Consider the following 25,491-nt stretch of genomic DNA (forward strand, 5'->3'; position numbering starts at 1 on the left):
TATCCGTCGTGGGCGTAGGAAATTTGAGAGGAGCTGTCCTTAGTACGAGAGGACCGGGATGGACACACCGCTGGTGTACCAGTTGTCTTGCCAAAGGCATCGCTGGGTAGCTATGTGTGGACGGGATAAGTGCTGAAAGCATCTAAGCATGAAGCCCCCCTCAAGATGAGATTTCCCATAGCGCAAGCTAGTAAGATCCCTGAAAGATGATCAGGTTGATAGGTCAGAGGTGGAAGCGTGGCGACATGTGTAGCTGACTGATACTAATCGATCGAGGACTTAACCAAATTTTAAAAGCGTAAGCTTTACTCAGCAACCTGTTATCTAGTTTTGAAAGAACAAAACTTTTTCAAAAAAAGTCTTGCTTTCTTTTTTAAATCATGTATAATATAATTTGTCTGGTGGCGATAGCGAAGAGGTCACACCCGTTCCCATACCGAACACGGAAGTTAAGCTCTTTAGCGCCGATGGTAGTTGGGACTTTGTCCCTGTGAGAGTAGGACGTTGCCAGGCTATTATTATTCCACAGTAGCTCAGTGGTAGAGCTATCGGCTGTTAACCGATCGGTCGTAGGTTCGAGTCCTACCTGTGGAGCCAACTGGCCCGTTGGTCAAGCGGTTAAGACACCGCCCTTTCACGGCGGTAACACGGGTTCGAATCCCGTACGGGTCACCATTTATTTTTATCTACATAATAGTGGAGGATTAGCTCAGCTGGGAGAGCACCTGCCTTACAAGCAGGGGGTCGGCGGTTCGATCCCGTCATCCTCCACCACCGTGCCGGTGTAGCTCAACTGGTAGAGCAACTGACTTGTAATCAGTAGGTTGGGGGTTCAAGTCCTCTTGCCGGCACCATTTATATCGGAGGGGTAGCGAAGTGGCTAAACGCGGCGGACTGTAAATCCGCTCCTTCGGGTTCGGCAGTTCGAATCTGCCCCCCTCCACCATTTTTATTGGGCTATCGCCAAGCGGTAAGGCAACGGATTTTGATTCCGTCATGCGTTGGTTCGAATCCAGCTAGCCCAGCCATAGAGAGCCATTAGCTCAGTTGGTAGAGCATCTGACTTTTAATCAGAGGGTCGAAGGTTCGAGTCCTTCATGGCTCATTTTAATAAGCGGAAGTAGTTCAGTGGTAGAACACCACCTTGCCAAGGTGGGGGTCGCGAGTTCGAACCTCGTCTTCCGCTCCATTTCTATATAAAAAAACATATTGGGGCCTTAGCTCAGCTGGGAGAGCGCCTGCCTTGCACGCAGGAGGTCAGCGGTTCGATCCCGCTAGGCTCCACCATACATATAAACGTAAAACCTTTAAGCAATTTGCTTAAAGGTTTTTTTGTGTAGTTTCTACAAATTAGAATTGTATATATATTCAAAAAAGTGTCGAGTTGAGCCATCGCTCATTTAGCCGTTACAATAAGAGAGTAGCAACATTTGTGATGGGGGGACATATTATGAATAAGCTTTCAATTATTGGAGTACCAATGGATTTAGGTCAAACTCGCCGAGGGGTCGATATGGGGCCAAGTGCGATACGATATGCAGGTGTTATGGAACGCATCGAGAATATTGGATATAGTGTAGAAGATAAAGGGAATATTGAAATTGCCTTAGCTGAACGAGTACATAGTGATGAAAATACAAACTTAAAGAATTTAAAAGCTGTAGCGGATGCTAGCGAAAGACTTGCTCAGACCGTAAGTGATGTTATTACAAATAAAAGGTTTCCTTTAGTGCTAGGGGGAGATCACAGCATCGCTATCGGAACACTAGCAGGAGTAAGTCGTCATTATAAAAATTTGGGCGTAATTTGGTATGATGCACACGGAGATTTAAATACAGCAGATACGTCTCCTTCCGGCAATATTCACGGTATGCCATTGGCGGCAAGTATAGGTATAGGAGACGAAGCATTGACTCGAATTGGTGGCTATGCCCCTAAAGTCAAGCCCGAGAATATTGTGATTATCGGAGCCCGTTCTTTAGATGAAGGAGAAAAAGAGCTAATAAAGGAAAAAGGAATTAAAGTGTATACGATGCATGAGATAGATCGAATGGGTATGACAAAAGTAATGGAAGAAACAATTTTATATTTGCGTGATAAAACAGATGGCGTTCATCTATCACTCGATTTAGATGGACTGGATCCACATGATGCACCTGGAGTAGGAACGCCAGTTATCGGTGGAATAAGCTACAGAGAAAGTCATTTAGCTATGGAGATGTTGGCAGAATCTCAGCTAATCACTTCTGCCGAGTTTGTGGAAGTGAATCCTATTTTAGATGAGCGGAATAAAACAGCTACCGTAGCTGTTGCATTAATGGGCTCACTTTTAGGAGAAAAATTAGTATAAAACATTATTGCCTACCAAAAGGTACATGAAACAAATGTGAAGATAAAAAAAAGAAGCTCTTAGTTCAGATTCTAGAGCTTCTTTATATAGAGAAAAACTTTTCATATTCATTTAATAGACCATCTAGCTCTGAGCTTACTCTCACCACTGTTAGTGATGATAAAGGATTTTCTGCTGCAAGAGTGACCATGTTATTTCTACATTCTTCAATTTGATTCAAAAGGTTTTCTTTTGTATGAGTCAAGCTTTCCACTCCTCTTCTTTTCATCTATACTAATTACATAACCTACGTACGATCTTTTTAAACGTATTTGACAAATTTTTGTTAAAATAATTAAGCATAAGTGAAACTTTATGATAAAGTACACGTATATATACTATCCCGCAATGGGCGGAGGTAACCGTTACATGGATTTATTATTAAAAAGAAAAATAAAAAAAGTAAAAAAAGGTGACCAGGATGCGTTTGCTGACATAGTAGAATATCACAAGGATAAACTTTTTCATCTATGTTATCGAATGCTAGGAAACCGGGAAGAAGCGCAAGACGCTGCACAAGAAGCGTTTATTCGAGCCTATGTAAATATTCATAGCTATGACACGAGTAAAAAGTTTTCCACCTGGCTATATCGAATTGCTACAAATCTTTGTATTGATCGAATTCGTAAAAAAAAGCCAGACTATTATTTAGATGCAGAAGTAGCCGGGACCGACGGGTTAAATATGTACTCTCAAATAGCTGCCGATCAGGCCTTACCAGAGGAAGAGCTAGAGCAAGTAGAATTGCAAGAATTCATTCAGTCGGAAATATTAAAGCTACCTGAGAAATATCGAACTGTCATTGTCCTAAAATATATAGATGAGCTGTCGTTAAAAGAAATCAGCGATATTTTAGACCTGCCTCTTGGTACGGTAAAGACTAGAATTCACAGAGGACGTGAAGCTTTAAGAAATCGACTTCGCCACTTGTAAGGAGTGAACTAAGAATGAAATGTCCAAAAATGTATGTAAACCTCATTCATGAGCATTTAGATGGAGATATTACAAAAGAAAATGAACTGTTATTAAAAGAGCATTTGCACCAATGCAAAGGTTGTCAGCAGCATATGCATCAGTTAAAAAGAACGATTGCATTTGTGCAAAGCACTTCTCATATAGAATTACCTATGAACTTTACAGCAGGTGTTATGGCCGGGTTACCACGTGAGAAGAATCGAATTCGAATGAATAGATGGTTTACAAACCATCCGATTCTTAGTGCAGCTGCTGTATTTGTGCTGTTAATGTCCGGCACGGTGTTTTCAGCTTGGGAAACGGATGAAGACTTTTCTGTTTCAAAGCAGCCGAACCTGGTCATTCACGATAAAACAGTCGTTGTACCAAAAGGTGAGACCGTCAAAGGTGATATTACTGTGAGAAATGGCGATATTAAAATTGAAGGAAAAGTAGATGGAAACGTTACTGTTATACATGGTGATAAGTATCTAGCTTCTGCAGGAGAAGTGACAGGCAATATTGAAGAGTTAGACAAGATTTTTGACTGGGTATGGTATAACGTCAAAACTCATGCCAAGCAAGCTGTTGACTTTTAATAGTTAAACATAAAACCGTCCGCTTATCTTGTTAGAGAGGAACAGTGGACGGTTTTATTTATATAAAAAGAAGGCTACATTATATAGGAACAAGGATTTAAAAATAAGATGTAATTTACAGTGTAATTTTGTTTTATGGTATAATAAAACGGTTATGTTATCTTTATTACATATATAGAGGAAGTGAGAAGATGCCTATTGGAGACCTGCCAATCCTCTCATATTTAGGAAAAATTGTTGATGTTCTCCTGGTATGGTTCGTCATATATAAATTAATTATGGTCATAAGAGGTACAAAAGCAGTACAGCTTTTAAAAGGAATCACGGTAATTTTAGTTGTCCGCTTTATAAGTAACTTCCTTGGACTAAATACGTTGCAATGGTTAATGGACCAAGCGTTAACGTATGGATTTTTAGCTATTATTATTATCTTCCAGCCAGAGCTGCGCCGAGCGCTTGAACAGCTTGGGAGAGGACGTTTGTTTTCACGCAGTAATTTGCCTGAAGAAGATGAACGTACCGTTACGATTGAGGCGATTATAAAAGCAACGCATTATATGGCTAAAAGACGCATAGGTGCATTGATCTCAATTGAAAGAGAGACGGGTATGGGTGATTATATTGAAACAGGTATACCGCTCAACTCTAATATTTCTTCTGAATTATTAATCAACTTATTTATACCGAATACACCACTTCATGATGGAGCGGTTATTTTACAGCGGGATCAAGTAGCCGCTGCAGCATGTTACTTACCTTTATCTGAAAGTCCTTTTATTTCAAAAGAATTAGGTACTCGCCATCGTGCTGCTGTAGGAATAAGTGAAGTAACAGATAGTGTGACTGTCATTGTATCTGAAGAAACTGGAGGCATTTCCGTTACCAAAAACGGTGAATTGTATCGTGAATTGACCATTGATACATTAAGAGAAATGCTAGAAAAAGAATTAGTCACAACTTCTAAAGCAACTTCTTCCACTCGTTGGCAATGGAGGTTGAAGAAGAATGGATAAATTGATGAATCGATCGTGGGTTATGAAAATTATCGCGTTGCTGTTAGCCTTCATGTTATATTTATCTGTTAATTTAGATGATGGTGCCAGTTCATCAAATAAAATTCTGAACCGAAGCAGTTCTGCCAACACTGGAGTAGAAACATTAACAGATGTTCCGGTTCAAGTATCCTACAATGAGAAGAACAGAATTGTAAGAGGTGTTCCGGATACGGTCATTATGACACTGGAAGGTCCTAAAAATATTTTGGCTCAAACAAAGCTACAAAAAGATTATCAAGCTTATATTGACCTTGATAATTTAAGCTTAGGGCAGCATAGAGTCAAGGTTCAGTATCGAAATATCTCTGATAATTTAAACGTAGTGGTTAAGCCTGATATTGTAAATGTAACAATTGAAGAACGCGATTCAAAACAGTTTTCAGTAGAGGCAAGCTATGATAAAAATAAGGTCAAAAATGGGTATGAAGCAGGGGAAGCAACCGTTAGCCCAAGAGCCGTCACGGTAACGGGCGCATCAAGTCAATTAGACCAAGTTGCTTATGTAAAAGCTATTATTGATTTAGATAATGCTTCAAAAACAGTGACGAAACAAGCAACTGTTGTCGCATTAGACAAGAATTTAAATAAATTGAATGTAACAGTTCAACCAGAAACGGTCAATGTAACAATCCCGGTGAAAAATATTAGTAAAAAAGTGCCGATCGATGTGATTCAAGAAGGCACGCCAGGCGACGGTGTCAACATTACGAAGCTAGAGCCTAAAACAGATACCGTGAAAATTATCGGTCCATCTGATTCTTTAGAAAAAATCGATAAAATTGATAATATTCCAGTCGATGTTACCGGTATTACGAAATCTAAAGATGTTAAGGTGAATGTCCCTGTTCCAGACGGAATAGATAGTGTAAGTCCTAAACAAATTACCGTTCATGTGGAAGTAGACAAACAAGGTGATGAGAAAGACGCAGAAGAAACGGACGCAAGTGCAGCTGAGACTAAGTCATTTAAGAATTTGCCGGTTTCTTTAACTGGTCAATCCTCAAAGTACACGTATGAACTGCTTTCTCCTACTTCAGTAGATGCGGATGTAAAAGGACCAAAATCTGATTTAGATAAGTTAACGAAAAGCGGCATTAGCTTGTCAGCGAATGTAGGGAATTTATCTGCTGGGGAGCACACGGTTCCTATTATAATAAATAGTCCTGACTCTGTTACATCAACACTATCGACTAAACAGGCAAAAGTTCGTGTAACAGCGAAAAAACAATCAGGGACAAATGATGAGCAAACGGATAAAGAAACAAGTGGAAGCACGAGCGATAAAGAAACAAAGCCAGACACGGGAACTGGATCAGGATCAGGAACAAATCCTGGGACGGGAAATTCAGGTGATTCAACTGATAAACCAAGCGAAGAGACTGATACACCTGAAGACAATACAGATACACCAACAGATAATACAGAAACTGGTGACGATAGTAGTAATCAAAGTGATGAAAATTCTACACCCGTAGATGGACAGACAGATAATACATCAGGAAACTAAATGTTTTGACATGAAGGAGAGAAAATTAATGGGTAAGTATTTTGGAACAGACGGAGTACGAGGAGTTGCCAATAGTGAATTAACTCCTGAGCTTGCTTTTAAAATTGGACGCTTAGGTGGTTACGTTCTAACAAAAGATGCAGAGCGACCAAAGGTATTAATCGGACGCGATACACGCGTTTCTGGTCATATGTTAGAAGGAGCGCTTGTTGCAGGCTTGCTTTCAATTGGTGCAGAAGTTATGCGATTAGGCGTTATTTCAACTCCAGGGGTAGCGTATTTAACAAAAGCACTTGGCGCACAAGCAGGAGTCATGATCTCTGCTTCACATAACCCAGTTCAAGATAACGGAATTAAATTCTTTGGTCCAGATGGATTTAAACTGTCAGATGCACAAGAGAATGAAATTGAAGCGTTAATGGATAGTGAAACAGATCAATTACCAAGACCTGTTGGGGGAGATTTAGGTCAGGTAAATGACTACTTCGAAGGTGGACAAAAATATCTTCAATACTTAAAACAAACGGTTGATGAAGACTTCTCAGGTATTCATGTTGCATTAGACTGTGCGCACGGAGCAACGTCGTCGTTAGCAGCACATTTATTTGCAGATTTAGATGCGGATATCTCTACAATGGGGGCATCACCAAGCGGATTAAACATCAATGACGGTGTAGGATCTACACATCCGGAAGCATTAAGTGCCTTCTTAAAAGAAAAAGGAGCGGATGTTGGGTTAGCATTTGATGGAGACGGAGATCGTTTAATCGCAATCGATGAAAAAGGCGAGATTGTAGACGGTGATCAAATCATGTTCATTTGTGCAAAGTACTTATATGAACAAGGACGTTTAAAGAAAAATACGCTTGTTTCTACTGTTATGAGTAACTTAGGCTTCTATAAAGCACTAGAAGCTAGCGGAATTGAAAGTGCACAAACTGGTGTAGGCGACCGTTATGTAGTAGAAGAAATGAAAGCTAATCAATATAACCTAGGTGGAGAACAGTCAGGTCATATTATTTTCTTAGATTACAACACAACAGGTGACGGTATGCTTTCAGCTATTCAGCTTGTAAACATTATGCAAGCAACGAAAAAGCCTTTATCAGAATTAGCAGCTGAAATGAAGAAGTATCCTCAGCTTCTTGTAAATGTAAAAGTAACGGATAAGCATCATGTTACAGATAACGAGAAGGTAAAAGTGGTTATTGAAGAAGTGGAAAAAGAAATGAACGGTAATGGCCGAGTACTTGTACGCCCTTCAGGAACAGAGCCGTTAGTACGTGTTATGGTTGAAGCACAAACACAAGAAGAATGTGAAACTTATGTAACGCGTATCGTAGAAGTAGTAAAAGAAGAAATGGGCTTAGAGTAATTCATTAATTATATGCATAAGCGGTGACGTTTCAAGCTGCTTATGCATATTTTTATATTGTTGAGAAAAATTCTTGGAAATTATCTGATGCTAAAGGCTGTTTTTACAGATAGTAAAGAAGATAATTGACGTTTTCTCACTTCTTATTGTAATATTAAATCTGTTCGTCTCTTAATTTATGTAAAGGAGTGAACAATCTATTTTAAAAGTGAATACAAAGCGCCTGAACTAAGTAAAGGGACGGAAACGACTTAGTTGACGAGGAGGAGGTTTATCGAAGTATCGGCGGATGCCTCCCGGTTGTTGATTATCACGGCCGAAAACTTGATGTGAAAAACAATGAGGTGACTTATTGGACAAAAGCATTGAGATGATAATCATTGATGATGAAAAGAGACTCTCTTTTCATACATGAAGGAGGATTTTATCTATGTGCGGAATTGTAGGATATATTGGAACAGAAGATTCGAAAGAAATTTTATTACGTGGTCTTGAAAAGTTAGAATATCGTGGCTATGACTCAGCAGGTATTGCAGTTGTTAACAATGAAGGCGTACACGTATTCAAAGAAAAAGGCCGTATTGCAGAATTGCGTCAGGCAGTAGATAACAGTGTTGTAGCACCAGCAGGTATCGGTCATACGCGTTGGGCAACTCATGGTGTACCAAGCCAAGAAAATGCTCACCCGCATCAAAGTACATCTGGACGCTTCACGCTTGTGCATAATGGTGTAATTGAAAACTATGCTATTTTGAAACGTGAATATTTACAAGATGTAACGTTCAAAAGCGAAACGGATACAGAAGTAATCGTTCAGTTAATTGAAAAAATCGCAGCAGAAGGCTTAGATGTAGAAGAAGCGTTCCGCAAGACAGTAAGCTTGCTTCACGGTTCTTATGCACTAGCTCTTGTTGATAACGAAGATAAAAATACAATCTACGTAGCTAAAAACAAAAGCCCGCTTCTTGTAGGTGTTGGCGAAGGATTTAACGTTGTAGCAAGCGATGCTATGGCAATGCTTCAAGTAACAGATCAGTACGTAGAATTAATGGATAAAGAAACAGTAATTGTTACAAAAGAAGGCGTAACAATTAAAACGCTTGATGGTGAAGTGGTAGAAAGAGCACCTTACACAGCAGAGCTTGATGCAAGTGATATTGAAAAAGGTACGTACCCTCACTATATGTTAAAAGAAATTGATGAGCAGCCTTTAGTTGTTCGTAAAATCATTCAAGAGTATCAAAATGAAAACAATGAACTGCACATTGATGCAGACATTTTAGGAGCAATGGATGAAGCAGACCGCATCTATATCGTAGCATGTGGAACAAGCTATCATGCAGGCCTAGTAGGTAAACAATTCATTGAAACGTGGGCGAAGGTTCCGGTAGAAGTGCACGTAGCAAGTGAATTCTCTTACAACATGCCGCTTTTATCTGAAAAGCCACTGTTTATCTTTATTTCTCAAAGTGGAGAAACAGCTGACAGCCGTGCAGTATTAGTTCAAATTAAAGAACTAGGTTACAAAGCGTTAACAATCACAAACGTTCCGGGATCAACATTATCTCGTGAATCTGATTATACGTTATTACTTCATGCAGGTCCGGAAATTGCTGTAGCATCAACAAAAGCTTATACAGCTCAATTAGCAGTCCTATCAATTCTAGCGGCTGTAACAGCAAAAACACGCGGCATTGAATTAGAATTTGATTTAGTTCAAGAGTTAGCAATCGTAGCAAACACAATGGAAGTACTTTGCGACGACAAAGAAGAAATGGAAAGCATTGCTCTTCAATTCTTAGCAACAACTCGCAACGCATTCTTTATTGGACGTTCTGTTGATTATTATGTAGGTTTAGAAGGCGCGTTAAAACTAAAAGAAATCTCTTACATTCAAGCAGAAGGATTTGCTGGAGGAGAGCTTAAGCACGGAACAATCGCTTTAATTGAAAACAATACGCCAATTATTGCATTAGCAACACAAGAACATGTAAACTTAAGCATCCGTGGTAACGTAAAAGAAGTAGTAGCACGTGGAGCTAATCCTTGTATCATTTCAATGAAAGGATTAGAAACAGAAGAAGATCGCTACGTGATTCCGAAAGTTCACGAAACACTTTCACCACTAGCAGCGGTTATTCCTTTACAATTAATCTCTTACTACGCTGCATTGCACCGCGATTGCGATGTAGATAAACCACGTAACTTAGCAAAATCAGTTACTGTAGAATAATAAGGTTCTAGACACCCTTCTATTATAGAAGGGTGTTTTTGTATATAATTCTCATTGAGCTAAAAAATATATTTGCTTGCTTCATTTATTTTATATAATAGAGTAGGTAAATGAACGAAACTCATTTATAAAAAAGGAAGTGAAAAGTATTAGTGGAGTAGCTCAAAGTATAAAGTACGTGTTGCGAGGCATCTTTTTTGTCTTGTATTTTCCCTTTTATTTTGTATTTCAAATTTTGTGTAAGATATGGATATATTTTATCGCTAAGCCCCTCATATGGATAGGAACAAGAATTATTCAACCTGTCATTGATTTCATTTGGAGATACATTATACGTTTTTTATTCGTTTATCCTATTTCTCGGCTATGGAGTGTCCTCATCTATCCTTTTATTCTCTTCGTGTGGAAACGATGTTTTTTGCCTATAACTAGATTTATATGGAAGTATGTTTTATACCCTGTTTTATACATGGTTTGTTACCCTTGTTATCTTCTATGGAAATATGTTGTGCTGCCATTTTACAATGAAATTGTTATTCCCGTGGTTTCATTTTGTCAGCGTATATTCTTCTGTTTTTGGAAAGGAGTTAAGTGGATCATAATTCATATGATCTACTATCCTTTACGGTGGATTTGGGTGAGATGTATATACAAACCGCTGAAAAAAGTATATACAAAAATCATTCAGCCTGTTATCAAATGGTTTTCTCATTTATTTAGTTAACGAAATATACCAAAAGATTGCTTGTCTTTTTTAGGTATTAAACTCGAAAGATAAGAGGGAATTGATGTATAATAAAAACGGATATATCATTGCCTATTTATTTTATTAGATTCAATTTTGAAAGAGAGTGAAACAATATGGGCCGTAAGTGGAACAATATTAAAGAAAAGAAAGCGTCAAAAGATGCTAATACAAGTCGTATATATGCCAAGTTTGGCCGTGAGATTTATGTGGCTGCAAAACAAGGTGAGCCAGATCCAGAATCAAACCAAGCGTTAAAAGTTGTATTAGAACGCGCGAAAACATACAATGTGCCAAAAGCAATTATTGACCGTGCCATTGAAAAAGCAAAGGGCGGTTCAGAAGAAAATTACGATAATCTTCGTTACGAAGGTTTTGGACCAAATGGCTCAATGGTTATCGTAGATGCTCTTACGAATAACGTAAACAGAACAGCTTCAGACGTGCGTGCTGCCTTTGGTAAAAACGGCGGTAATATGGGAGTAAGCGGATCAGTAGCGTATATGTTTGATCCAACAGCTGTTATTGGTGTAGAAGGTAAGGATGAAGAAGAGACGCTAGAACTGTTAATGGAAGCAGAAGTAGACGTGCGTGACATTTTAGAAGAAGAAGATTCTGTAATTGTTTATGCTGATCCGGATCAATTCCATGCGGTACAAAAAGCGTTCAACGATGCTGGTATTACGGAATTTACAGTAGCTGAGCAAACGATGCTTGCTCAAAATGATGTAACTCTTCCTGAAGATGCACAAGCTCAGTTTGAAAAAATGATTGATGCATTAGAGGACTTAGAAGATGTGCAGCAAGTATATCACAACGTTGATTTAGGATAATAGTGAAAGAGGCAGACCTATCAAAGAGGTCTGTCTTTTTTTATAGGCCGTGTGAAAAGCATCTATTGACCCTTTCCCTTCGTTTGGAATATGGTAAGATAATGAATTAAGAATAGAAAATAGTAGAATTTTATAAGGAATAAATGGAGGGAAAGCAGTTGAAAAAATTAATGGTGGGGATGGCGTTAACAGCTACGCTTGCAACGGCTGTAACGCCTGGCTTTGGCTCAATTGGGGGAAATCAAGAAAAGGCATATGCAGCAACAGTTACATATAAAGTAACGGCAAGCAAGCTAAATGTGAGAAGCGGAGCGGGAACGAATTACGGGATTATCGGCAGCGTAGTAAAAGATCAAACACTATCTGTGGTGAGTAAAAGCGGAAGCTGGTACAAAATTAACTATAACGGCCGCACAGGCTATGTAAGCAGCGATTATGTACAGTCATCAGGAACAGCAACGCCACCAGCAGAAAGCACAACGTATACAGTAACGGCAAGCACGCTGAATGTAAGAAGCGGAGCGGGCACCAATTATGCATCCATAGGAAGTGTGACAAAAGGCCAGAAGCTGTCTGTGATGAGTAAAAGCGGAAGCTGGTACAAAATTAACTATAACGGCCGCACAGGCTATGTAAGCAGCGATTATGTACAGTCATCAGGAACAGCAACGCCACCAGCAGAAAGCACAACGTATACAGTAACGGCAAGCACGCTGAATGTAAGAAGCGGAGCGGGCACCAATTATGCATCCATAGGAAGTGTGACAAAAGGCCAGAAGCTGTCTGTGATGAGCAAAAGCGGAAGCTGGTACAAAATCAACTACAACGGCCGCACGGGCTACGTAAGCAGCGATTATGTACAAGCATCGGGAACAACAACGGCCCCAACAACGCCACCAGCAGAAAGCACAACGTACACAGTAACGGCGAGCACGCTGAACGTAAGAAGCGGAGCAGGCACCAACTATGCCTCTATAGGAAGTGTGACAAAAGGCCAGAAGCTGTCTGTGGTGAGCAAAAGCGGAAGCTGGTACAAAATTAACTATAACGGCCGCACAGGCTATGTAAGCAGTGACTATGTACAGGCTTCAGCTACAGCGTCTCCAAAGCTCGTAGTCGATTCTTTTAAAACGTTAGGCAACGCTCAGCAAGTCATCTTGGTTACAGCAGATAACTACGATACGAAGTCTGCTAAAATTCAAACATTTGAAAAAGTTGATGGAAAATGGAAGCAAGTTTTAACTGCGAACGGTGTACTTGGACAAAAAGGATTCGCTTTAGCGAAAAAAGAAGGAGATATGGAGTCTCCGACAGGGAAATATACAATTGGCACAGCATTCGGACGCTATGCAAATCCTGGAACTAAGCTTCCATATCGAAAGATTACATCAAATGATGTGTGGGTAGACGATTCAAAAAGCTCTCTGTATAATACGTGGCAGCAAAAGCCAGCGAATGGCCGCTGGACGAGCGCTGAGAACATGGATATCCCGGCTTATGATTATGGGTTTGTCATTAATTATAATGAATCTAGAACCCCAGGAAAGGGAAGTGCAATCTTCTTTCATGTAGGAACAAATTATACAGCAGGATGTACGGCCACTTCTAAAGAACAAGTTGTCTCTATTTTAAAATGGTTAAATCCAGAGAAAAATCCAGTTATTATTCAATCTCCTGTAAGTGAATTAGATAAATATTAAGTTAGAAAGCAGCTGAATTCGTGTAATTTAGCTGCTTTTTTATGTAATTAAAAGCTTTGTCCGTCTGTGGTACGACAAAGTTAGTTTTCCTATTCATTGAATGAAAGCGTTTAATCTCTTACGATTAAAGTATCATCACGTAGAGAAAGGAAGAGAGCAAATGGCTCAATCTAATATAAAAGTAGCTGTACAAAAATTTGGGAACTTTCTAAGTTCAATGGTTATGCCAAATATCGGAGCATTTATTGCATGGGGACTTATTACTGCTTTATTTATTCCAACAGGCTTTTTTCCAAATGAAAGCCTTGCCAAACTAGTGGATCCAATGGTCAAATATTTGCTTCCGCTGCTAATCGGCTACACAGGAGGAAAGCTTGTACACGATCAGCGCGGAGGCGTTGTAGGTGCTATCGCGACCATGGGCGTCATTGTTGGATCTGATATTCCGATGTTTCTAGGCGCTATGATTATGGGGCCGCTGGGCGGTTATATCATCAAGAAGTTTGACCAGTTTATTGAAGGTAAAGTCAAAACAGGATTTGAGATGTTAATTAATAATTTCTCAGCAGGTATTCTTGGAGGAATTCTAGCGATTCTAGCCTTTTTAGGAGTTAGCCCAGCTGTGGACGGATTTACAGGTGCACTTGTAGTGGGTGTAGATTGGATGGTTGCACATGGCCTTCTTCCTCTTACAAGTATTTTAATTGAACCAGCTAAAATTTTATTCTTAAACAATGCCATTAATCACGGCATTTTATCTCCGATTGGAGCAGAACAAATTCGAACAAACGGACAGTCCATTCTATTGTTATTAGAAACAAATCCTGGTCCGGGATTAGGAATTCTGTTAGCGTATTGCTTCTTTGGAAAAGGAACAGCAAAACAGTCAGCACCGGGAGCGGCCATCATTCATTTTATTGGCGGAATTCACGAAATTTACTTCCCTTACGTTTTAATGCGTCCTCTTCTAATCATTGCGGCTATTTTAGGAGGAATGAGCGGAGTATTTACATTTGTTCTTTTAGGAGGAGGCTTACAAGCCGTTGCTTCACCAGGAAGTATTTTGGCTATTTTAGCTGCTACACCAGGTAATGCAGGCAGCTATGTTGCAAATATCTCAGGTGTTCTTGTTGCAGCCGTCGTATCGTTTATTGTAGGTTCGTTAATTTTAAAAACGGGCAAGCAAACAGAAGATTTGGACGAAGCAGCTCGCAAAATGCAAGAGATGAAGGGCAAGAAGAGCTCTGTAGCAGGAAGCTTTACAAAACAGCAAGGCGACGTACCAGCAAGCGTTCAAAAAATTGTTTTTGCCTGTGACGCAGGTATGGGATCGAGTGCAATGGGCGCCTCTCTTCTTCGCAAGAAAGTTAAACAAGCAGATTTAAATATTTCGGTAACAAATACAGCTATCAGTAATATTCCAAGTGATGCTCAAATCGTTATTACACAGGAAGAGCTAACGCCAAGAGCTCAAAACAAAGTTCCAGATGCGTATCATATCTCGGTGGATAACTTTCTATCTAGCCCGGAATATGACAAACTAATTGATCAACTAAAAAATGATCATACTACTTCTAAGGCGGAAGAAGAAAAGAACGTATCTGCAGAAAACTATACAGATAGTAATGATGGTTTATTAAAAGAAGAAAACGTTTTCTTGAATCAGCACTTTTCTTCTAAGGAAGAAGCAATTCGATTTGCAGGAAGTGTGTTAGTAAAAGGCGGATATGTAGAAGAAAACTATGTTGAAGCGATGATTGAGCGAGACAATATGACTTCTACTTATATGGGAAATGACGTAGCGATTCCGCACGGTACGGAAGAAGCGAAAAAGAACGTTTTAAGATCAGGTTTTACAGTAATTCAAGTTCCAGAAGGCGTTGATTTTGATGGTGAGAAAGTTCGTTTGATTTTCGGAATTGCCGGAAAAGACGGCACCCATTTAGAAATTTTATCTGGTATCGCGATTACATGTTCTGATATGAACAATATTGAAAAGATGGTTCATGCCAAATCAGCTAAAGAATTAATGGCTATTATTCAAAGTAACTAACGGGATAGAAAGGCATGAAGATGCCTTTTTATCCTTTGTTTATAAATAAGAAAAGAGTTGATGTTCTTGTTTATTACTTCAAGAGAAAAATCAATCATTGAGTTAATTATTAAAACGGCAGGAAAGCATACAGCACTTACACTTGCTACTTTTTTGAATGTAAGTGTAAGAACCGTTCACCGAGATTTGAAGGCAATTGAATCAATACTTGAAAAATTTGATTTAAAGCTGATTCGTACACAAGATGAAGGACTAATGATTGAAGGTAAAAATGAACAAATTTTTCGTCTTATCCAAGAGCTGATGAAGATTAAAACGACGGATCAGTCTCCACAGGAAAGAAAATTAATTCTTTTAATTCTTCTTCTAGAAGAAGGAGATTCATTTAAATTACAAACGCTGGCTAAAGACTTAGAAGTAAGTATTACTACACTAACTGCTTATCTAGATGAATTAACAGAGTGGTTAACCACATTTGACGTTTTCCTTCATCGAAAGAGAGGGGTCGGAGTAGAGGTTCAAGCTACTGAAGCCAATAAACGGAACGCATTAGCCAATTATTTTCTTGTCCACTTTAATGAAGAGTTAATTGAATGTTTGTTTCTAGTAGAAAATCACCAGCATACGGATGAAACGATTTTGCATTATTTTTATCCGAATTATTTAGCAGAAGTAGACCGAATTGTACATCAAGCGATTAATCAGCATCATTCTAAGCTGGCTGACAGCGATTATATAGGGCTCATTGTTCATATTTGCATTATGATACAGCGAACGAAAAAGCAAATGTATCTAGAAGACGACGGCGGCCAAACGGAAGAGCTGGCGAGTGAACTGTTCTTAATGAAGGATATTTGCCGCGAAATTGAACGGGTATTTTCTCTTTCTTTCACGGAAAAAGATATTCATTTCTTAGCAGTACGGCTGCGTGCAGCTAAGTTCCAAACTACTAGAGACGTATATTACGACAGCGTAGTGGTTGGGCAGATTATTAAGAATATGATTTCTCATGTTTCTGTTCAGCTTAACACCGACTTGACCGGTGATTTTTCCCTTTACCAAGGGCTGCTTGCTCATATGGAACCGGCAATTTTTCGTCTTAAGCAAAAAATGGAGCTTTTTAATCCATTAACGGAAGAGATTAAGAAAAAGTACCCTGTTTTATTTATGGCTGTGAGAAACAGTATCGATCAAGAGCTGCCGGATTTAGTTTTTCCAGATGATGAAGTGGCATATCTTGTTTTGCATTTCGGTTCAACGCTAGTGCTAAAAGAAGAAGTCATGGAAATTCAGGCACTGATTGTCTGTCCAACTGGAATCGGCACTTCGAAAATGTTAGCTAGCCGTATTCGTAAAGAGATTCCGGAGATTAATTCAGTTGTCATTAAATCGGTAAAAGAAATCAAAGAAGCGGCGCTTGAAGGGTATGACGTAGTGATTTCAACAGTAAGACTTCCTTTTTTAAATGTCGATTACATTTTAGTCAATCCACTCTTAACCGAAGAGGATATTCAGTCCGTTCAGAATTTTTTACAGAAAAACATTCAAAAGTTAACCAAAGATAAGGGCTATCGTTCGTTCCAATATAAAAATAAGACCGTCTCTACACAAAAACCGTCTTTTGAGGAAACGATGAAGCAAATTAAAGATGTGCATGGAAGTATCGAATCAATTCTTCAAAACCTTAGAATGTATCGATTTTCGGATGCAGTGAGTCATGATCAAGTGATTTCGCACGTAGTAAAAGCAGCTGAAAAAGAACGTTTAATAACCAATGCCAGCTGCGTTATTGATCAGCTTAAGGAACGAGAAAACAAAGGCGGTTTAGGTATTCCGCAAACGAGTATGGCACTGTTCCATTGCCGTGAACATCACGTGAAAGAGCTGATTTTTCAAGTTTCACATTTAGAACAGCCTTGCACAGTTAAAGGTATGGACGGAACAAACATGCAGGCGCGTAACCTTCTATTAATGCTAGCACCTGAGGAGTTAAGTGAAGTACAGCAAGAAATCTTAAGTTTAATTAGTACAAGTTTAATTGAAGATCATGAAGCAATGATGGTTTTTTCGTCTTCGAACGAAGAGATAATTCGCAAAAGGCTAGAGGATACGTTTCATGAGTACCTTCGAAATAATTTGATAAAGGAATGATTTTTGTGAAACAAGCAGTTCATTTTGGAGCAGGTAATATTGGGCGAGGATTTATTGGGGCATTATTTTCTCAAAGCAACTATCACGTTACATTCGTAGATATTGCTGAAAAGATTATTAATCAGTTAAACACAGATGAAGGGTATAACGTAATAACAGCCGCAGAGCACCCAGAGACATTAGCTGTTCAAAACGTATCTGGTTTAAATAATCTGACGCAAGAACAAGCAGTCATTAAAGCGATTAAAGAAGCAACGTACATTACGACAGCCATCGGACCGAACGTTCTGCCTCGCATTGCTCCTTTAATTGCTAAAGGTCTGGCTGAGCGTGTGAAAACAAGCGACGAAAAGGTATATATTATTGCATGTGAAAATCAAATCTCTGCGACAGATTTATTAAAAGGCTATATTTTTGATGCGCTGGATGAAGAGACAAAAGCTCATATGGTAAATAAGGTCTTTTTCTTCAATTCAGCTGTAGATCGTATCGTACCTCTTCAACACAACCAAGGTTCGCTTGATGTTTTAGTAGAATCCTATTATGAATGGGTAGTAGAGGCACCTGAAAATATTCCTTTTGTAGAAGGAATGACGATTGTGCCTGACCTTGCTCCTTTTATTGAAAGAAAGCTATTTACAGTAAATACAGGACATGCGGTGATTGCATATTTTGGTTATTTAAAAGGAAAAGAAACGATTGATCAAACGTTAAGAGATTCAGATATTTACCAACAAGTACAGCAAACGCTACGAGAAACAGGAGACTATCTAATTAAAAGATATGACTTAGATAGAGAGGAACACGAAGCCTACATCGTAAAAATTATTGAGCGCTTTAAGAATCCTCATTTAAATGATTCAGTTAAACGGGTAGGAAGAGCGCCAATTCGCAAACTTGGACCTCAGGATCGTTTGATTCGTCCAGCGCTAGAAGCAAAAAAAGCGGGCCTTTCTTATACCCACTTAGCGAAGGCCATCGCTGCTGCGCTTCTATTTGACCCGCAAGAAGATAAAGAGGCTATGAAGCTTCAAGCGAATATTCATGAGTATGGTATTGAGTATGTGTTAAAAGAGGTCAGTGGGTTAGAGGCAAGTAATAATTTAACAAAAGAAATCATTGCTCAATATAATGCTTTAAAATCGTAAATGACTCTAATACGTGTAAACAGTCCATTTTAAATGGGCTGTTTTTCTTTTTGTAGAAAGGGAATGTTTGTGTATAGGAGGATGATAAAATGGTAGCTATTACTCACGTTGGATTAGCTGTACCTGATGTAGAAGAAGCCGTCCAGTGGTATGGGAAAGTTTTAGGTTTTAAGCTGATTGCCGGTCCTTATACGTTTAATGCGGAGGAAGAAAAAGCTGAAAATATGACTCAAGATTTACTAGGGTCTCATATTAAAAAAATGAAAAATGCTCACATGACAGCTGATAACCAGGTAGGCATTGAACTGTTTGAATTTAATAAGCCGCAAATGCCTCTTGTATTAAAAGACAGCGATGAGCAGTATCAAAGTTATTTTCACATGTGTTTAATAGCCGATGACGTGGAAAAATTAGCGGATAAAATCGAACAATCAGGCGGTAAAAAGCGTAGCCAAGTATGGAATACAAGACCTGGAAAACCTTATTACTTAATTTATTGCGAAGATCCGTTTGGGAATATTATTGAGCTATATTCACATAGTACGGAGCTCATGTATGGGAATAAAGAAGAATAAAAGCTTATCCACATTTTTTGGATAAGCTTTTATTTTTCACAGCTGTCCGTAGCCATATACCTTTGCCAGCTCTTCGAAGGTTTTTGATGAATACGTAATAGTTACAGATGTTCCTACTGCTACTTTATCGAATAGTTCTTCCACATCCGCATTGTGCATCCGTACGCAGCCGTGGCTTACATATTTACCAATGCTAGCTTCTGAGTTATTCCCATGAATACCGTATGTGTCGCCGGTTGTTCCGTTTGCATTAAGCCCTAGCCAGCGAGAGCCAAGAGGATTATTAGGAGCGCCTCCTGCAATGTGCCCTGTATAGTAAGGGCGATTTTTAATTTTGTTAACAATCTTGAAAAAGCCTACCGGCGTATCGCTCCATGTTTTTCCCGTAGCTACTGAATACGTCTTTTCTAATTTTCCGTTATGAAAATAAGCAAGCTGATTTGTTTTTTTATTAATAATAATTAAATCTTCACTTGCTGTGTTTTCACTTGCCTCCGCCGTGCTTGCTGTATATGAAATACTGATAATAGCTGCGAGACACACAGTCGCTGCTCGCAGTAGAATTTTTCTCACGTTCTAGCCATCTCCTCTATTGCTCGTTTACATATTTGATGAATTACATGCTATTAGTGTATAAAAGAAAAATGGACTGAACATGAACCTTACCTGAATGAAAACTGAAAGTTCGTTTTTATTTACACGCGAATATAAAGTAAAAATATGGGCAGAAATACAACTAAAGGTCTGGTACATATCTCATGAAAAAGAGAAAAATGAAAATGCACCTTGTTTGTTTAATTTAGGATGTATTATCATGAAAGTTTGAAATGAAGGGCAGGAGGTGGAACAAACAGATGCTTAAAGAATTTAAAGAATTTGCTTTGCGAGGAAACGTATTAGACTTAGCAGTCGGTGTTATTATTGGAGCGGCATTTGGAAAAATTGTCACGTCTCTTGTAAATGATATTATTATGCCGCTGATTGGTTTGTTGTTAGCAGGGATAGACTTTAAAGATTTATCCTTCACGGTTGGAGATGCTACGGTATTATATGGATCTTTTATTCAAACGATTGTTGATTTCTTAATTGTTGCATTCTCGATTTTCTTATTTATTCGTTTCTTTAATCGCTTTAAGAGAAAAGAAGAAGAGAAAGTAGAGGAAGAAGTGGCTGTTCTGTCAAAAGAAGAAGAGATTTTAACAGAAATTCGTGATTTGCTAAAAGCAGAAGCAGTGAAAGAACGTTCATAGCAGCAATTTTTACATACGTATAAAACGGCTAAGAGGCCCGTCTTTTCATAAGAAAAGCGGGCTTTTTTCGTGTGAAATTTCTCGGGAAATGTTAGTGGTATGATCATGGGAAAATTAGGCGTGAAAGCGAGAGAGATAGGAATGTTAAAATCATATTAAAAGTGTTAAGATATTGTAAATAGGAGGCTTAAGGTTATGTTTAAACATTTGTATCGTTCTTTGCCAATGCTGGTGGCGTATGGGCTGCTTAGCGTTTTTTTATACAGTGTTGTTATGCTTAATATATCAAATGACACAAAGATATTGTTTGACTGGGCCCAAATCCATACAGCTGGGTTCGTCGTATTAATAGGGGGATGCTCACTTGTTTTATGGGCGCTCACTTTCTATTTGCTAATTCGATTTAATCAGATAGAGAGAATACAAGGTTCGCAGTGGTACGCCATTTTTACGGCAATTGTGTTTTCAATTGCGGTAGCAGCCGTTTCTGCTATGGTTTTTGTTATCTATCATATTGATATACATAATCCAGGCAAAACAATAGAGTGGATGCAAGCATACCCTGAACGCTATCTTTTTACGGTCTTTTTACTCTCGCTGTTAACACTAGCGATCATTATGCTAGTAGGGGAAGCTTATTTAGGGGCTGGGATTACCTTTGTTCTGTATTTTATTTTAGCTCTTGTAAACTATTATAAAAAAATCTTTCGAAATGAACCATTGTTCCCGAACGATTTTATTCAGGCGAGTCAGTTAAAAGAAGTTATTCCAATGATTAAAGATTCCATTTCAATTCCTATTGTCATAGGAGTTATTGGATCTATTGTCGTACTGATTGCTCTTTGGTTTTTCTTGCCGAAAATTAAAATTCGATGGTTTCTTCGAATTATTATGATTCTGCCGCTTATCTTTTTAATGAAATCATTTTTATTCTTTGAACACTCGTTTGCTCAAAAATATTATGATCAATATGCTGCGCTGATGCCTTGGAATCAGCAAAATAATTATTACTATAATGGACCGGTTATTGGCATGATTTCAAATGTTAAAACAGATGTGCTGCAAGAGCCGGATGACTACTCACAGGAAGTAATGGCCAAAGTGGCAAAACGCATTCAGTCAAAGGAAGAGAAAACACAAGAAAGCAGGACTGAAGTCAAGCCAAACGTTGTGTTTGTAATGAATGAAACGTTTTGGGACCCAACAAAGCTTAACGTGACGTTCTCTGAAGATCCAATGAAAAATACAAGGGAGCTTCAAAAGAAATATCCTTCTGGGTGGTCTTTAAGTCCTTCATTTGGCGGGGAGACAGCTAATGTAGAGTTTGAAGCATTGACGAGCTACTCTTTGTCTTTCTTTAACCCTGGAGGTCTTCCTTATCAGCATGTATTGAGTAAAAAAGAATATCCGTCTTTTGTTTCTTATTTAGAAAAACAAGGCTATGCTACAACAGCTATGCATCCAAACAGCGGCATGCTTTATATGAGACAAAATGTGTATCCAAATTTGGGATTTGATCAAGTGAAGTTTATTGATCAAATGAAGCATACGCAAAAAGATAACAAAGAATTTGTTTCTGATGAAGCTGTAGTTGATGAAGTACTCGATACGCTTCGTCAGTCGAAAAAGCCTGCATTTGTGCATGCTGTAACGATTGCAAATCATCTTCCTTATTCTGCGGATAAGTATAATGGTCAGGAAACCATTAAAGTAACCGGTAAAGGGTTATCACCAGAAATGCAAAAGGAAATTGAAATTTATGCTGAAGGAATCAAACGTTCAGATGCTGCTTTAAAACGATTGAACGATGAAATTCAAAAGTTGGATGAGCCGACCATTGTAGTATTTTGGGGAGATCATTTGCCAGCACTTGGACAAAACCTTCAAGCTTACAAAGAAACGGGTTTTGGAAACGAGAAAACGCAGCAAACATCTCAAAAATTTTATGAGACGCCGCTCTTATTTTTATCTAATTACGATACAAAAATAGATAAAAATCTTGGTACGATGAGTCCTATTTATATTGCTCCGACACTTGTTCAATCTCTTGGTTACAAAAGTAATCTATTCTACGATCAGCTGAATCAAATGAAAACAGAAGTGCCGGCTTTTCGTTCAAATATGTATATAAACTCAAAAGGAAAGCTAGTGGATGAGCCGGCAGCGCTCTCTAATAAAGCTGCAAAAGACCTTCAAGATTACCATGAAGTTGAGTTTGATACATTATCGGGGAAACAGTACGAAACGCATAAGTTGTATAAATAAAAATAAAAACTCCTTTTAAATAAAAGGAGTTTTTATTTTTTAAGTGTTTAAGGTTGTACTAAAAAATAATTCATGTATAATATTTTAAGGTTAAAAGTAAACTTTAAGTTAAGTAAAACAAAACTTGAGTTTGGAACAGCATGAACAATTATTCATGCTGTTTGCTAATTTTAAATACAGTTGAGGATCGAGAGTATGGAAATAGGAAAGAAAATTAAGAATTTACGATTAAAAAAAGGCTTAACACAAGAAGAGCTAGGAGAACGTACTGATTTAAGCAAAGGCTATATTTCGCAGCTAGAGCGCGATTTAAGTTCGCCGTCTTTAGAAACATTTTTTAGTATTTTGGAAGTGCTGGGGTGCGAACCGAAAGAATTCTTCGAAATTGATACGCATGTTCAAAAGGTTGTATATAAAGAGGAAGACTACACGAGTTATTGCGAAGATGAAAAAGGTTACCATATTCAGTGGCTTGTACATGAATCAAATGAAAAAGAAATGGAGCCAATTCGTCTTATTCTTCATGAAAAAGGTGCATTTAAGAGATTTGAACCTTCTCTTTCAGAAACGTTTGGCTACATTTTGCGCGGGTGTGTGAAGGTGAAGCTTGGAGGCAGAATATATGAGGCTAAACAAGGGGAAACCATCTATTTTCAAGCTTCTGAAGAACATCAGATTTTAAATGCTCATGACGGAATAACAGAGTTAATTATCGTGGCGACAGAGTCTTATTTATAGAACAAAAGAGGTGAAGTGAAATGAAATCTACGAATACAATTATTCAATTTGAAAATGTGACCAAGCAATATGATAATGATTCAGTTGTATTGGATCATGTAAGCTTTGAAATTGAAAAAGGGAAGTTTTATACCCTTTTAGGTCCATCGGGATGTGGAAAGACAACGATTTTACGATTAATTGCAGGCTTTACGGAGGCCTCGAGCGGAACGATTTATTTTAATGGAAAAAGAATTAATGATGTCCCGGCTAACAAACGTCAGGTTAATACGGTTTTTCAAGACTACGCGCTTTTCCCGCATTTGAATGTATTTGAAAATGTAGCATTTGGTCTTCGAATCAAGAAGATGAAAAATGCTGATATTGGGATAAAAGTTAAAGAAGCCCTTCGCTTTGTTAACCTAGAAGGATATGAAAAGAGAGAAATAAAGGAAATGTCGGGCGGTCAAAGACAGCGCGTAGCCATTGCACGAGCAATTGTAAATCAGCCCGAAGTCATTCTGCTGGACGAGCCGCTTTCAGCTCTTGATCTAAAATTGCGTACGGAAATGCAATACGAGTTAAGAGAATTACAGCGCCGTCTAGGTATTACGTTCATTTTTGTTACGCACGATCAAGAAGAAGCGCTTGCGATGTCCGATGAAATCTTTGTTTTGAATAAAGGAAGAATTCAGCAGAGCGGGGAACCTACAGATATTTATGATGAGCCAATTAATCGTTTTGTTGCCGATTTTATTGGTGAATCAAATATTGTACCAGGTAAAATGATTGCTGACTTTTTAGTGGAGTTTGGCGGCCAGCAATTTGAATGTGTCGATCAAGGGTTAAACCGAAATGAGCAGGTTGAAATTGTGATTCGCCCTGAAGATTTAGCCATTACAAGCTCCGATCAAGGAAAGCTGCAGGTTCGTGTAGATTCACAGCTGTTTAGAGGAGTCCATTATGAAATTTTAGGCTATGACCATGCAGGGAATGAGTGGCTCGTCCACTCTACAAAAAAGGCAACGGTTGGCGAAGAAATTGGTTTATATTTTGAACCTGAAGCTATTCACGTTATGCGATTTAATGAAACGGAAGAAGAATTCGATAAGCGACTCGAAGGTTATGAAGAGGATTACCATGCAAACTAAATCAAGAAATATTTATTTAGTCCCGTATGTGTTATGGATTTTGCTTTTTGTAGTTGCTCCCATTGTATTAGTTGTCTATTATTCTTTTTTCAGCATTGATAATGAGCTGACGCTTGAAAACTATAAGAAATTTTTTACCCCTGTTTATTTACAGATGACGCTGAGCTCATTTTGGTATGCCTTTTTAATTACGTTATTTTCCTTGGTTTTTTCTTATCCAACAGCTTATTTACTAACGAAGCTTAAGCATAAGCAGCTTTGGCTTCTACTGATTATTTTACCGACGTGGATTAACCTATTATTAAAAGCTTATGCTTTTTTAGGCATATTCGGCACGTACGGTACGGTTAATAAATTTACTGAATTTCTGGGATTTGGTACTCATCAAATTTTATTTACTGACTTTAGTTTTGTATTTGTATCAGTGTATATTTTTATCCCCTTTATGATTTTGCCGATCTTTAACTCTTTAGAAGAACTTAATCCCTCGCTTATCTACGCTTCGCGAGACTTGGGGGCATCTTCATGGGTGACATTTAAGCGCGTGGTATTTCCGCTAACGCTAGAAGGGGTTAAATCAGGTTGTCAGGCTGTTTTTATTCCAGCACTGTCACTCTTTATGATTACGCGTTTAATTGCTGGAAACCGCGTCATTACACTGGGAACGGCGATTGAACAACATTTTTTAGTGACGCAGGATTGGGGCATGGGAGCCACAATTGCTGTCTTTTTAATTATTGCGATGGCCGTTATGATGCTCATAACAGGCACTGGAAAGAGAGGTGTGTAAA

The 25,491-nt window shown here is 38.5% G+C and carries 20 protein-coding genes, 9 tRNA genes and 2 rRNA genes (1 of these 31 cut by a window edge); 29 read left to right on the forward strand and 2 right to left on the reverse strand.

The genetic code is table 11. The features are described 5' to 3' along the window. The 12 genes from CEQ83_RS00805 to rocF form a co-directional block, all read left to right on the forward strand. Nucleotides 1-287: ribosomal RNA gene (locus CEQ83_RS00805) — 23S ribosomal RNA — on the forward strand (it extends 2,649 nt beyond the left edge of the window). Between the two features lie 110 nt (nucleotides 288-397). Then, a 5S ribosomal RNA gene (gene rrf, locus CEQ83_RS00810) occupies nucleotides 398-513 on the forward strand. A gap of 9 nt (nucleotides 514-522) precedes the next feature. Next, nucleotides 523-597 (forward strand) — tRNA-Asn (locus CEQ83_RS00815). Between the two features lie 3 nt (nucleotides 598-600). After that, nucleotides 601-675: transfer RNA gene (locus CEQ83_RS00820), tRNA-Glu, on the forward strand. 23 nt (nucleotides 676-698) lie between these two features. Continuing rightward, nucleotides 699-774: transfer RNA gene (locus tag CEQ83_RS00825), tRNA-Val, on the forward strand. A 4-nt stretch (nucleotides 775-778) separates the two neighbouring features. Next, nucleotides 779-854, forward strand: a tRNA-Thr gene (locus CEQ83_RS00830). Nucleotides 855-862: 8 nt separating this feature from the next. After that, nucleotides 863-946: transfer RNA gene (locus CEQ83_RS00835), tRNA-Tyr, on the forward strand. 7 nt (nucleotides 947-953) lie between these two features. Further along, nucleotides 954-1,028: transfer RNA gene (locus CEQ83_RS00840), tRNA-Gln, on the forward strand. Nucleotides 1,029-1,032: 4 nt separating this feature from the next. Beyond that, a tRNA-Lys gene (locus tag CEQ83_RS00845) sits at nucleotides 1,033-1,105 on the forward strand. Between the two features lie 9 nt (nucleotides 1,106-1,114). Continuing rightward, nucleotides 1,115-1,189 (forward strand) — tRNA-Gly (locus CEQ83_RS00850). A gap of 22 nt (nucleotides 1,190-1,211) precedes the next feature. After that, a tRNA-Ala gene (locus CEQ83_RS00855) sits at nucleotides 1,212-1,287 on the forward strand. A 163-nt stretch (nucleotides 1,288-1,450) separates the two neighbouring features. Beyond that, on the forward strand, nucleotides 1,451-2,350 hold the full coding sequence (gene rocF, locus CEQ83_RS00860) for an arginase (protein WP_028411907.1): 900 nt from the start codon (nucleotides 1,451-1,453) through the stop codon (nucleotides 2,348-2,350). Nucleotides 2,351-2,432: 82 nt separating this feature from the next. On the opposite strand, the gene CEQ83_RS00865 is transcribed toward rocF, so the two are convergent. Beyond that, complete coding sequence (locus tag CEQ83_RS00865; protein WP_013054968.1) at nucleotides 2,433-2,594, reverse strand: aspartyl-phosphate phosphatase Spo0E family protein; 162 nt, start codon at nucleotides 2,592-2,594, stop codon at nucleotides 2,433-2,435. 164 nt (nucleotides 2,595-2,758) lie between these two features. Here CEQ83_RS00865 and sigW point away from each other — a divergent pair, with 164 nt between their 5' ends. The 12 genes from sigW (at nucleotide 2,759) to CEQ83_RS00925 (ending at nucleotide 19,317) form a co-directional block, all read left to right on the forward strand. Then, the gene (gene sigW / locus CEQ83_RS00870; RefSeq protein WP_013054969.1) at nucleotides 2,759-3,322 is read left to right on the forward strand and encodes an RNA polymerase sigma factor SigW; all 564 of its coding nucleotides are present in this window, start codon (nucleotides 2,759-2,761) and stop codon (nucleotides 3,320-3,322) included. 14 nt (nucleotides 3,323-3,336) lie between these two features. Next, a complete protein-coding gene (locus tag CEQ83_RS00875) occupies nucleotides 3,337-3,942 on the forward strand; it encodes an anti-sigma factor family protein (protein ID WP_013081391.1) in 606 nt (201 codons plus the stop codon). A gap of 191 nt (nucleotides 3,943-4,133) precedes the next feature. Further along, nucleotides 4,134-4,955: a diadenylate cyclase CdaA gene (gene cdaA / locus CEQ83_RS00880; protein WP_013054971.1), complete on the forward strand. Its 822-nt coding sequence runs from the start codon at nucleotides 4,134-4,136 to the stop codon at nucleotides 4,953-4,955. Continuing rightward, complete coding sequence (locus CEQ83_RS00885) at nucleotides 4,948-6,504, forward strand: CdaR family protein (protein WP_155016966.1); 1,557 nt, start codon at nucleotides 4,948-4,950, stop codon at nucleotides 6,502-6,504. Before cdaA ends, CEQ83_RS00885 begins: the two co-directional genes overlap by 8 nt. 28 nt (nucleotides 6,505-6,532) lie before the next feature. Beyond that, nucleotides 6,533-7,879, forward strand: a complete 1,347-nt coding sequence (glmM, locus tag CEQ83_RS00890) for a phosphoglucosamine mutase (protein WP_155016967.1) — start codon at nucleotides 6,533-6,535, stop codon at nucleotides 7,877-7,879. Nucleotides 7,880-8,309: 430 nt separating this feature from the next. Beyond that, nucleotides 8,310-10,112 carry a glutamine--fructose-6-phosphate transaminase (isomerizing) gene (gene glmS / locus CEQ83_RS00895; protein WP_014461996.1) on the forward strand — a complete coding sequence of 601 codons (1,803 nt, stop codon included), beginning with the start codon at nucleotides 8,310-8,312 and terminating at the stop codon, nucleotides 10,110-10,112. 861 nt (nucleotides 10,113-10,973) lie between these two features. Next, nucleotides 10,974-11,690: a YebC/PmpR family DNA-binding transcriptional regulator gene (locus tag CEQ83_RS00900; RefSeq protein WP_098113864.1), complete on the forward strand. Its 717-nt coding sequence runs from the start codon at nucleotides 10,974-10,976 to the stop codon at nucleotides 11,688-11,690. A 158-nt stretch (nucleotides 11,691-11,848) separates the two neighbouring features. Further along, the gene (locus CEQ83_RS00905; RefSeq protein WP_194273198.1) at nucleotides 11,849-13,390 is read left to right on the forward strand and encodes an SH3 domain-containing protein; all 1,542 of its coding nucleotides are present in this window, start codon (nucleotides 11,849-11,851) and stop codon (nucleotides 13,388-13,390) included. A gap of 160 nt (nucleotides 13,391-13,550) precedes the next feature. After that, nucleotides 13,551-15,443: a PTS mannitol transporter subunit IICBA gene (locus tag CEQ83_RS00910; RefSeq protein ID WP_028411903.1), complete on the forward strand. Its 1,893-nt coding sequence runs from the start codon at nucleotides 13,551-13,553 to the stop codon at nucleotides 15,441-15,443. Between the two features lie 60 nt (nucleotides 15,444-15,503). Next, nucleotides 15,504-17,594, forward strand: coding sequence for a BglG family transcription antiterminator (locus CEQ83_RS00915; protein ID WP_033580794.1), 2,091 nt, complete (start codon nucleotides 15,504-15,506; stop codon nucleotides 17,592-17,594). A 5-nt stretch (nucleotides 17,595-17,599) separates the two neighbouring features. After that, complete coding sequence (locus CEQ83_RS00920) at nucleotides 17,600-18,742, forward strand: mannitol-1-phosphate 5-dehydrogenase (RefSeq protein WP_028411901.1); 1,143 nt, start codon at nucleotides 17,600-17,602, stop codon at nucleotides 18,740-18,742. A gap of 89 nt (nucleotides 18,743-18,831) precedes the next feature. Beyond that, nucleotides 18,832-19,317 carry a VOC family protein gene (locus CEQ83_RS00925; RefSeq protein WP_028411900.1) on the forward strand — a complete coding sequence of 162 codons (486 nt, stop codon included), beginning with the start codon at nucleotides 18,832-18,834 and terminating at the stop codon, nucleotides 19,315-19,317. Between the two features lie 36 nt (nucleotides 19,318-19,353). Here CEQ83_RS00925 and CEQ83_RS00930 read toward each other — a convergent pair whose 3' ends face one another. Continuing rightward, nucleotides 19,354-19,890 (reverse strand): L,D-transpeptidase, encoded by a 537-nt coding sequence (locus CEQ83_RS00930; RefSeq protein ID WP_098113861.1) that lies wholly within the window; start codon nucleotides 19,888-19,890, stop codon nucleotides 19,354-19,356. 281 nt (nucleotides 19,891-20,171) lie between these two features. Here CEQ83_RS00930 and mscL point away from each other — a divergent pair, with 281 nt between their 5' ends. From mscL to CEQ83_RS00955, 5 genes are all read left to right on the forward strand, one after another. Further along, nucleotides 20,172-20,567, forward strand: a complete 396-nt coding sequence (mscL, locus tag CEQ83_RS00935; RefSeq protein ID WP_028411898.1) for a large conductance mechanosensitive channel protein MscL — start codon at nucleotides 20,172-20,174, stop codon at nucleotides 20,565-20,567. Between the two features lie 195 nt (nucleotides 20,568-20,762). Beyond that, nucleotides 20,763-22,832, forward strand: coding sequence for an LTA synthase family protein (locus CEQ83_RS00940; RefSeq protein WP_098113860.1), 2,070 nt, complete (start codon nucleotides 20,763-20,765; stop codon nucleotides 22,830-22,832). A 195-nt stretch (nucleotides 22,833-23,027) separates the two neighbouring features. After that, complete coding sequence (locus tag CEQ83_RS00945; protein ID WP_028411896.1) at nucleotides 23,028-23,570, forward strand: helix-turn-helix domain-containing protein; 543 nt, start codon at nucleotides 23,028-23,030, stop codon at nucleotides 23,568-23,570. 20 nt (nucleotides 23,571-23,590) lie between these two features. Further along, complete coding sequence (locus CEQ83_RS00950; protein ID WP_098113859.1) at nucleotides 23,591-24,700, forward strand: ABC transporter ATP-binding protein; 1,110 nt, start codon at nucleotides 23,591-23,593, stop codon at nucleotides 24,698-24,700. Beyond that, nucleotides 24,690-25,490, forward strand: coding sequence for an ABC transporter permease (locus CEQ83_RS00955; RefSeq protein ID WP_028411894.1), 801 nt, complete (start codon nucleotides 24,690-24,692; stop codon nucleotides 25,488-25,490). Before CEQ83_RS00950 ends, CEQ83_RS00955 begins: the two co-directional genes overlap by 11 nt. Nucleotide 25,491 lies beyond the last annotated feature (1 nt).

This window comes from Priestia megaterium (assembly GCF_009497655.1).
Lineage (GTDB): Bacteria > Bacillota > Bacilli > Bacillales > Bacillaceae_H > Priestia > Priestia zanthoxyli.

Coding starts and splice junctions, on each gene's coding strand:
- CEQ83_RS00915 (WP_033580794.1), top strand. CDS start 15,504: ATGTTCTTGTTTATTACTTCAAGAGAAAAATCAATCATTGAGTTAATT.
- glmS (WP_014461996.1), top strand. CDS start 8,310: ATGTGCGGAATTGTAGGATATATTGGAACAGAAGATTCGAAAGAAATT.
- CEQ83_RS00940 (WP_098113860.1), top strand. CDS start 20,763: ATGTTTAAACATTTGTATCGTTCTTTGCCAATGCTGGTGGCGTATGGG.
- rocF (WP_028411907.1), top strand. CDS start 1,451: ATGAATAAGCTTTCAATTATTGGAGTACCAATGGATTTAGGTCAAACT.
- CEQ83_RS00910 (WP_028411903.1), top strand. CDS start 13,551: ATGGCTCAATCTAATATAAAAGTAGCTGTACAAAAATTTGGGAACTTT.
- CEQ83_RS00885 (WP_155016966.1), top strand. CDS start 4,948: ATGGATAAATTGATGAATCGATCGTGGGTTATGAAAATTATCGCGTTG.
- CEQ83_RS00900 (WP_098113864.1), top strand. CDS start 10,974: ATGGGCCGTAAGTGGAACAATATTAAAGAAAAGAAAGCGTCAAAAGAT.
- mscL (WP_028411898.1), top strand. CDS start 20,172: ATGCTTAAAGAATTTAAAGAATTTGCTTTGCGAGGAAACGTATTAGAC.
- CEQ83_RS00955 (WP_028411894.1), top strand. CDS start 24,690: ATGCAAACTAAATCAAGAAATATTTATTTAGTCCCGTATGTGTTATGG.
- CEQ83_RS00925 (WP_028411900.1), top strand. CDS start 18,832: ATGGTAGCTATTACTCACGTTGGATTAGCTGTACCTGATGTAGAAGAA.
- CEQ83_RS00945 (WP_028411896.1), top strand. CDS start 23,028: ATGGAAATAGGAAAGAAAATTAAGAATTTACGATTAAAAAAAGGCTTA.
- sigW (WP_013054969.1), top strand. CDS start 2,759: ATGGATTTATTATTAAAAAGAAAAATAAAAAAAGTAAAAAAAGGTGAC.
- CEQ83_RS00875 (WP_013081391.1), top strand. CDS start 3,337: ATGAAATGTCCAAAAATGTATGTAAACCTCATTCATGAGCATTTAGAT.
- CEQ83_RS00950 (WP_098113859.1), top strand. CDS start 23,591: ATGAAATCTACGAATACAATTATTCAATTTGAAAATGTGACCAAGCAA.
- cdaA (WP_013054971.1), top strand. CDS start 4,134: ATGCCTATTGGAGACCTGCCAATCCTCTCATATTTAGGAAAAATTGTT.
- glmM (WP_155016967.1), top strand. CDS start 6,533: ATGGGTAAGTATTTTGGAACAGACGGAGTACGAGGAGTTGCCAATAGT.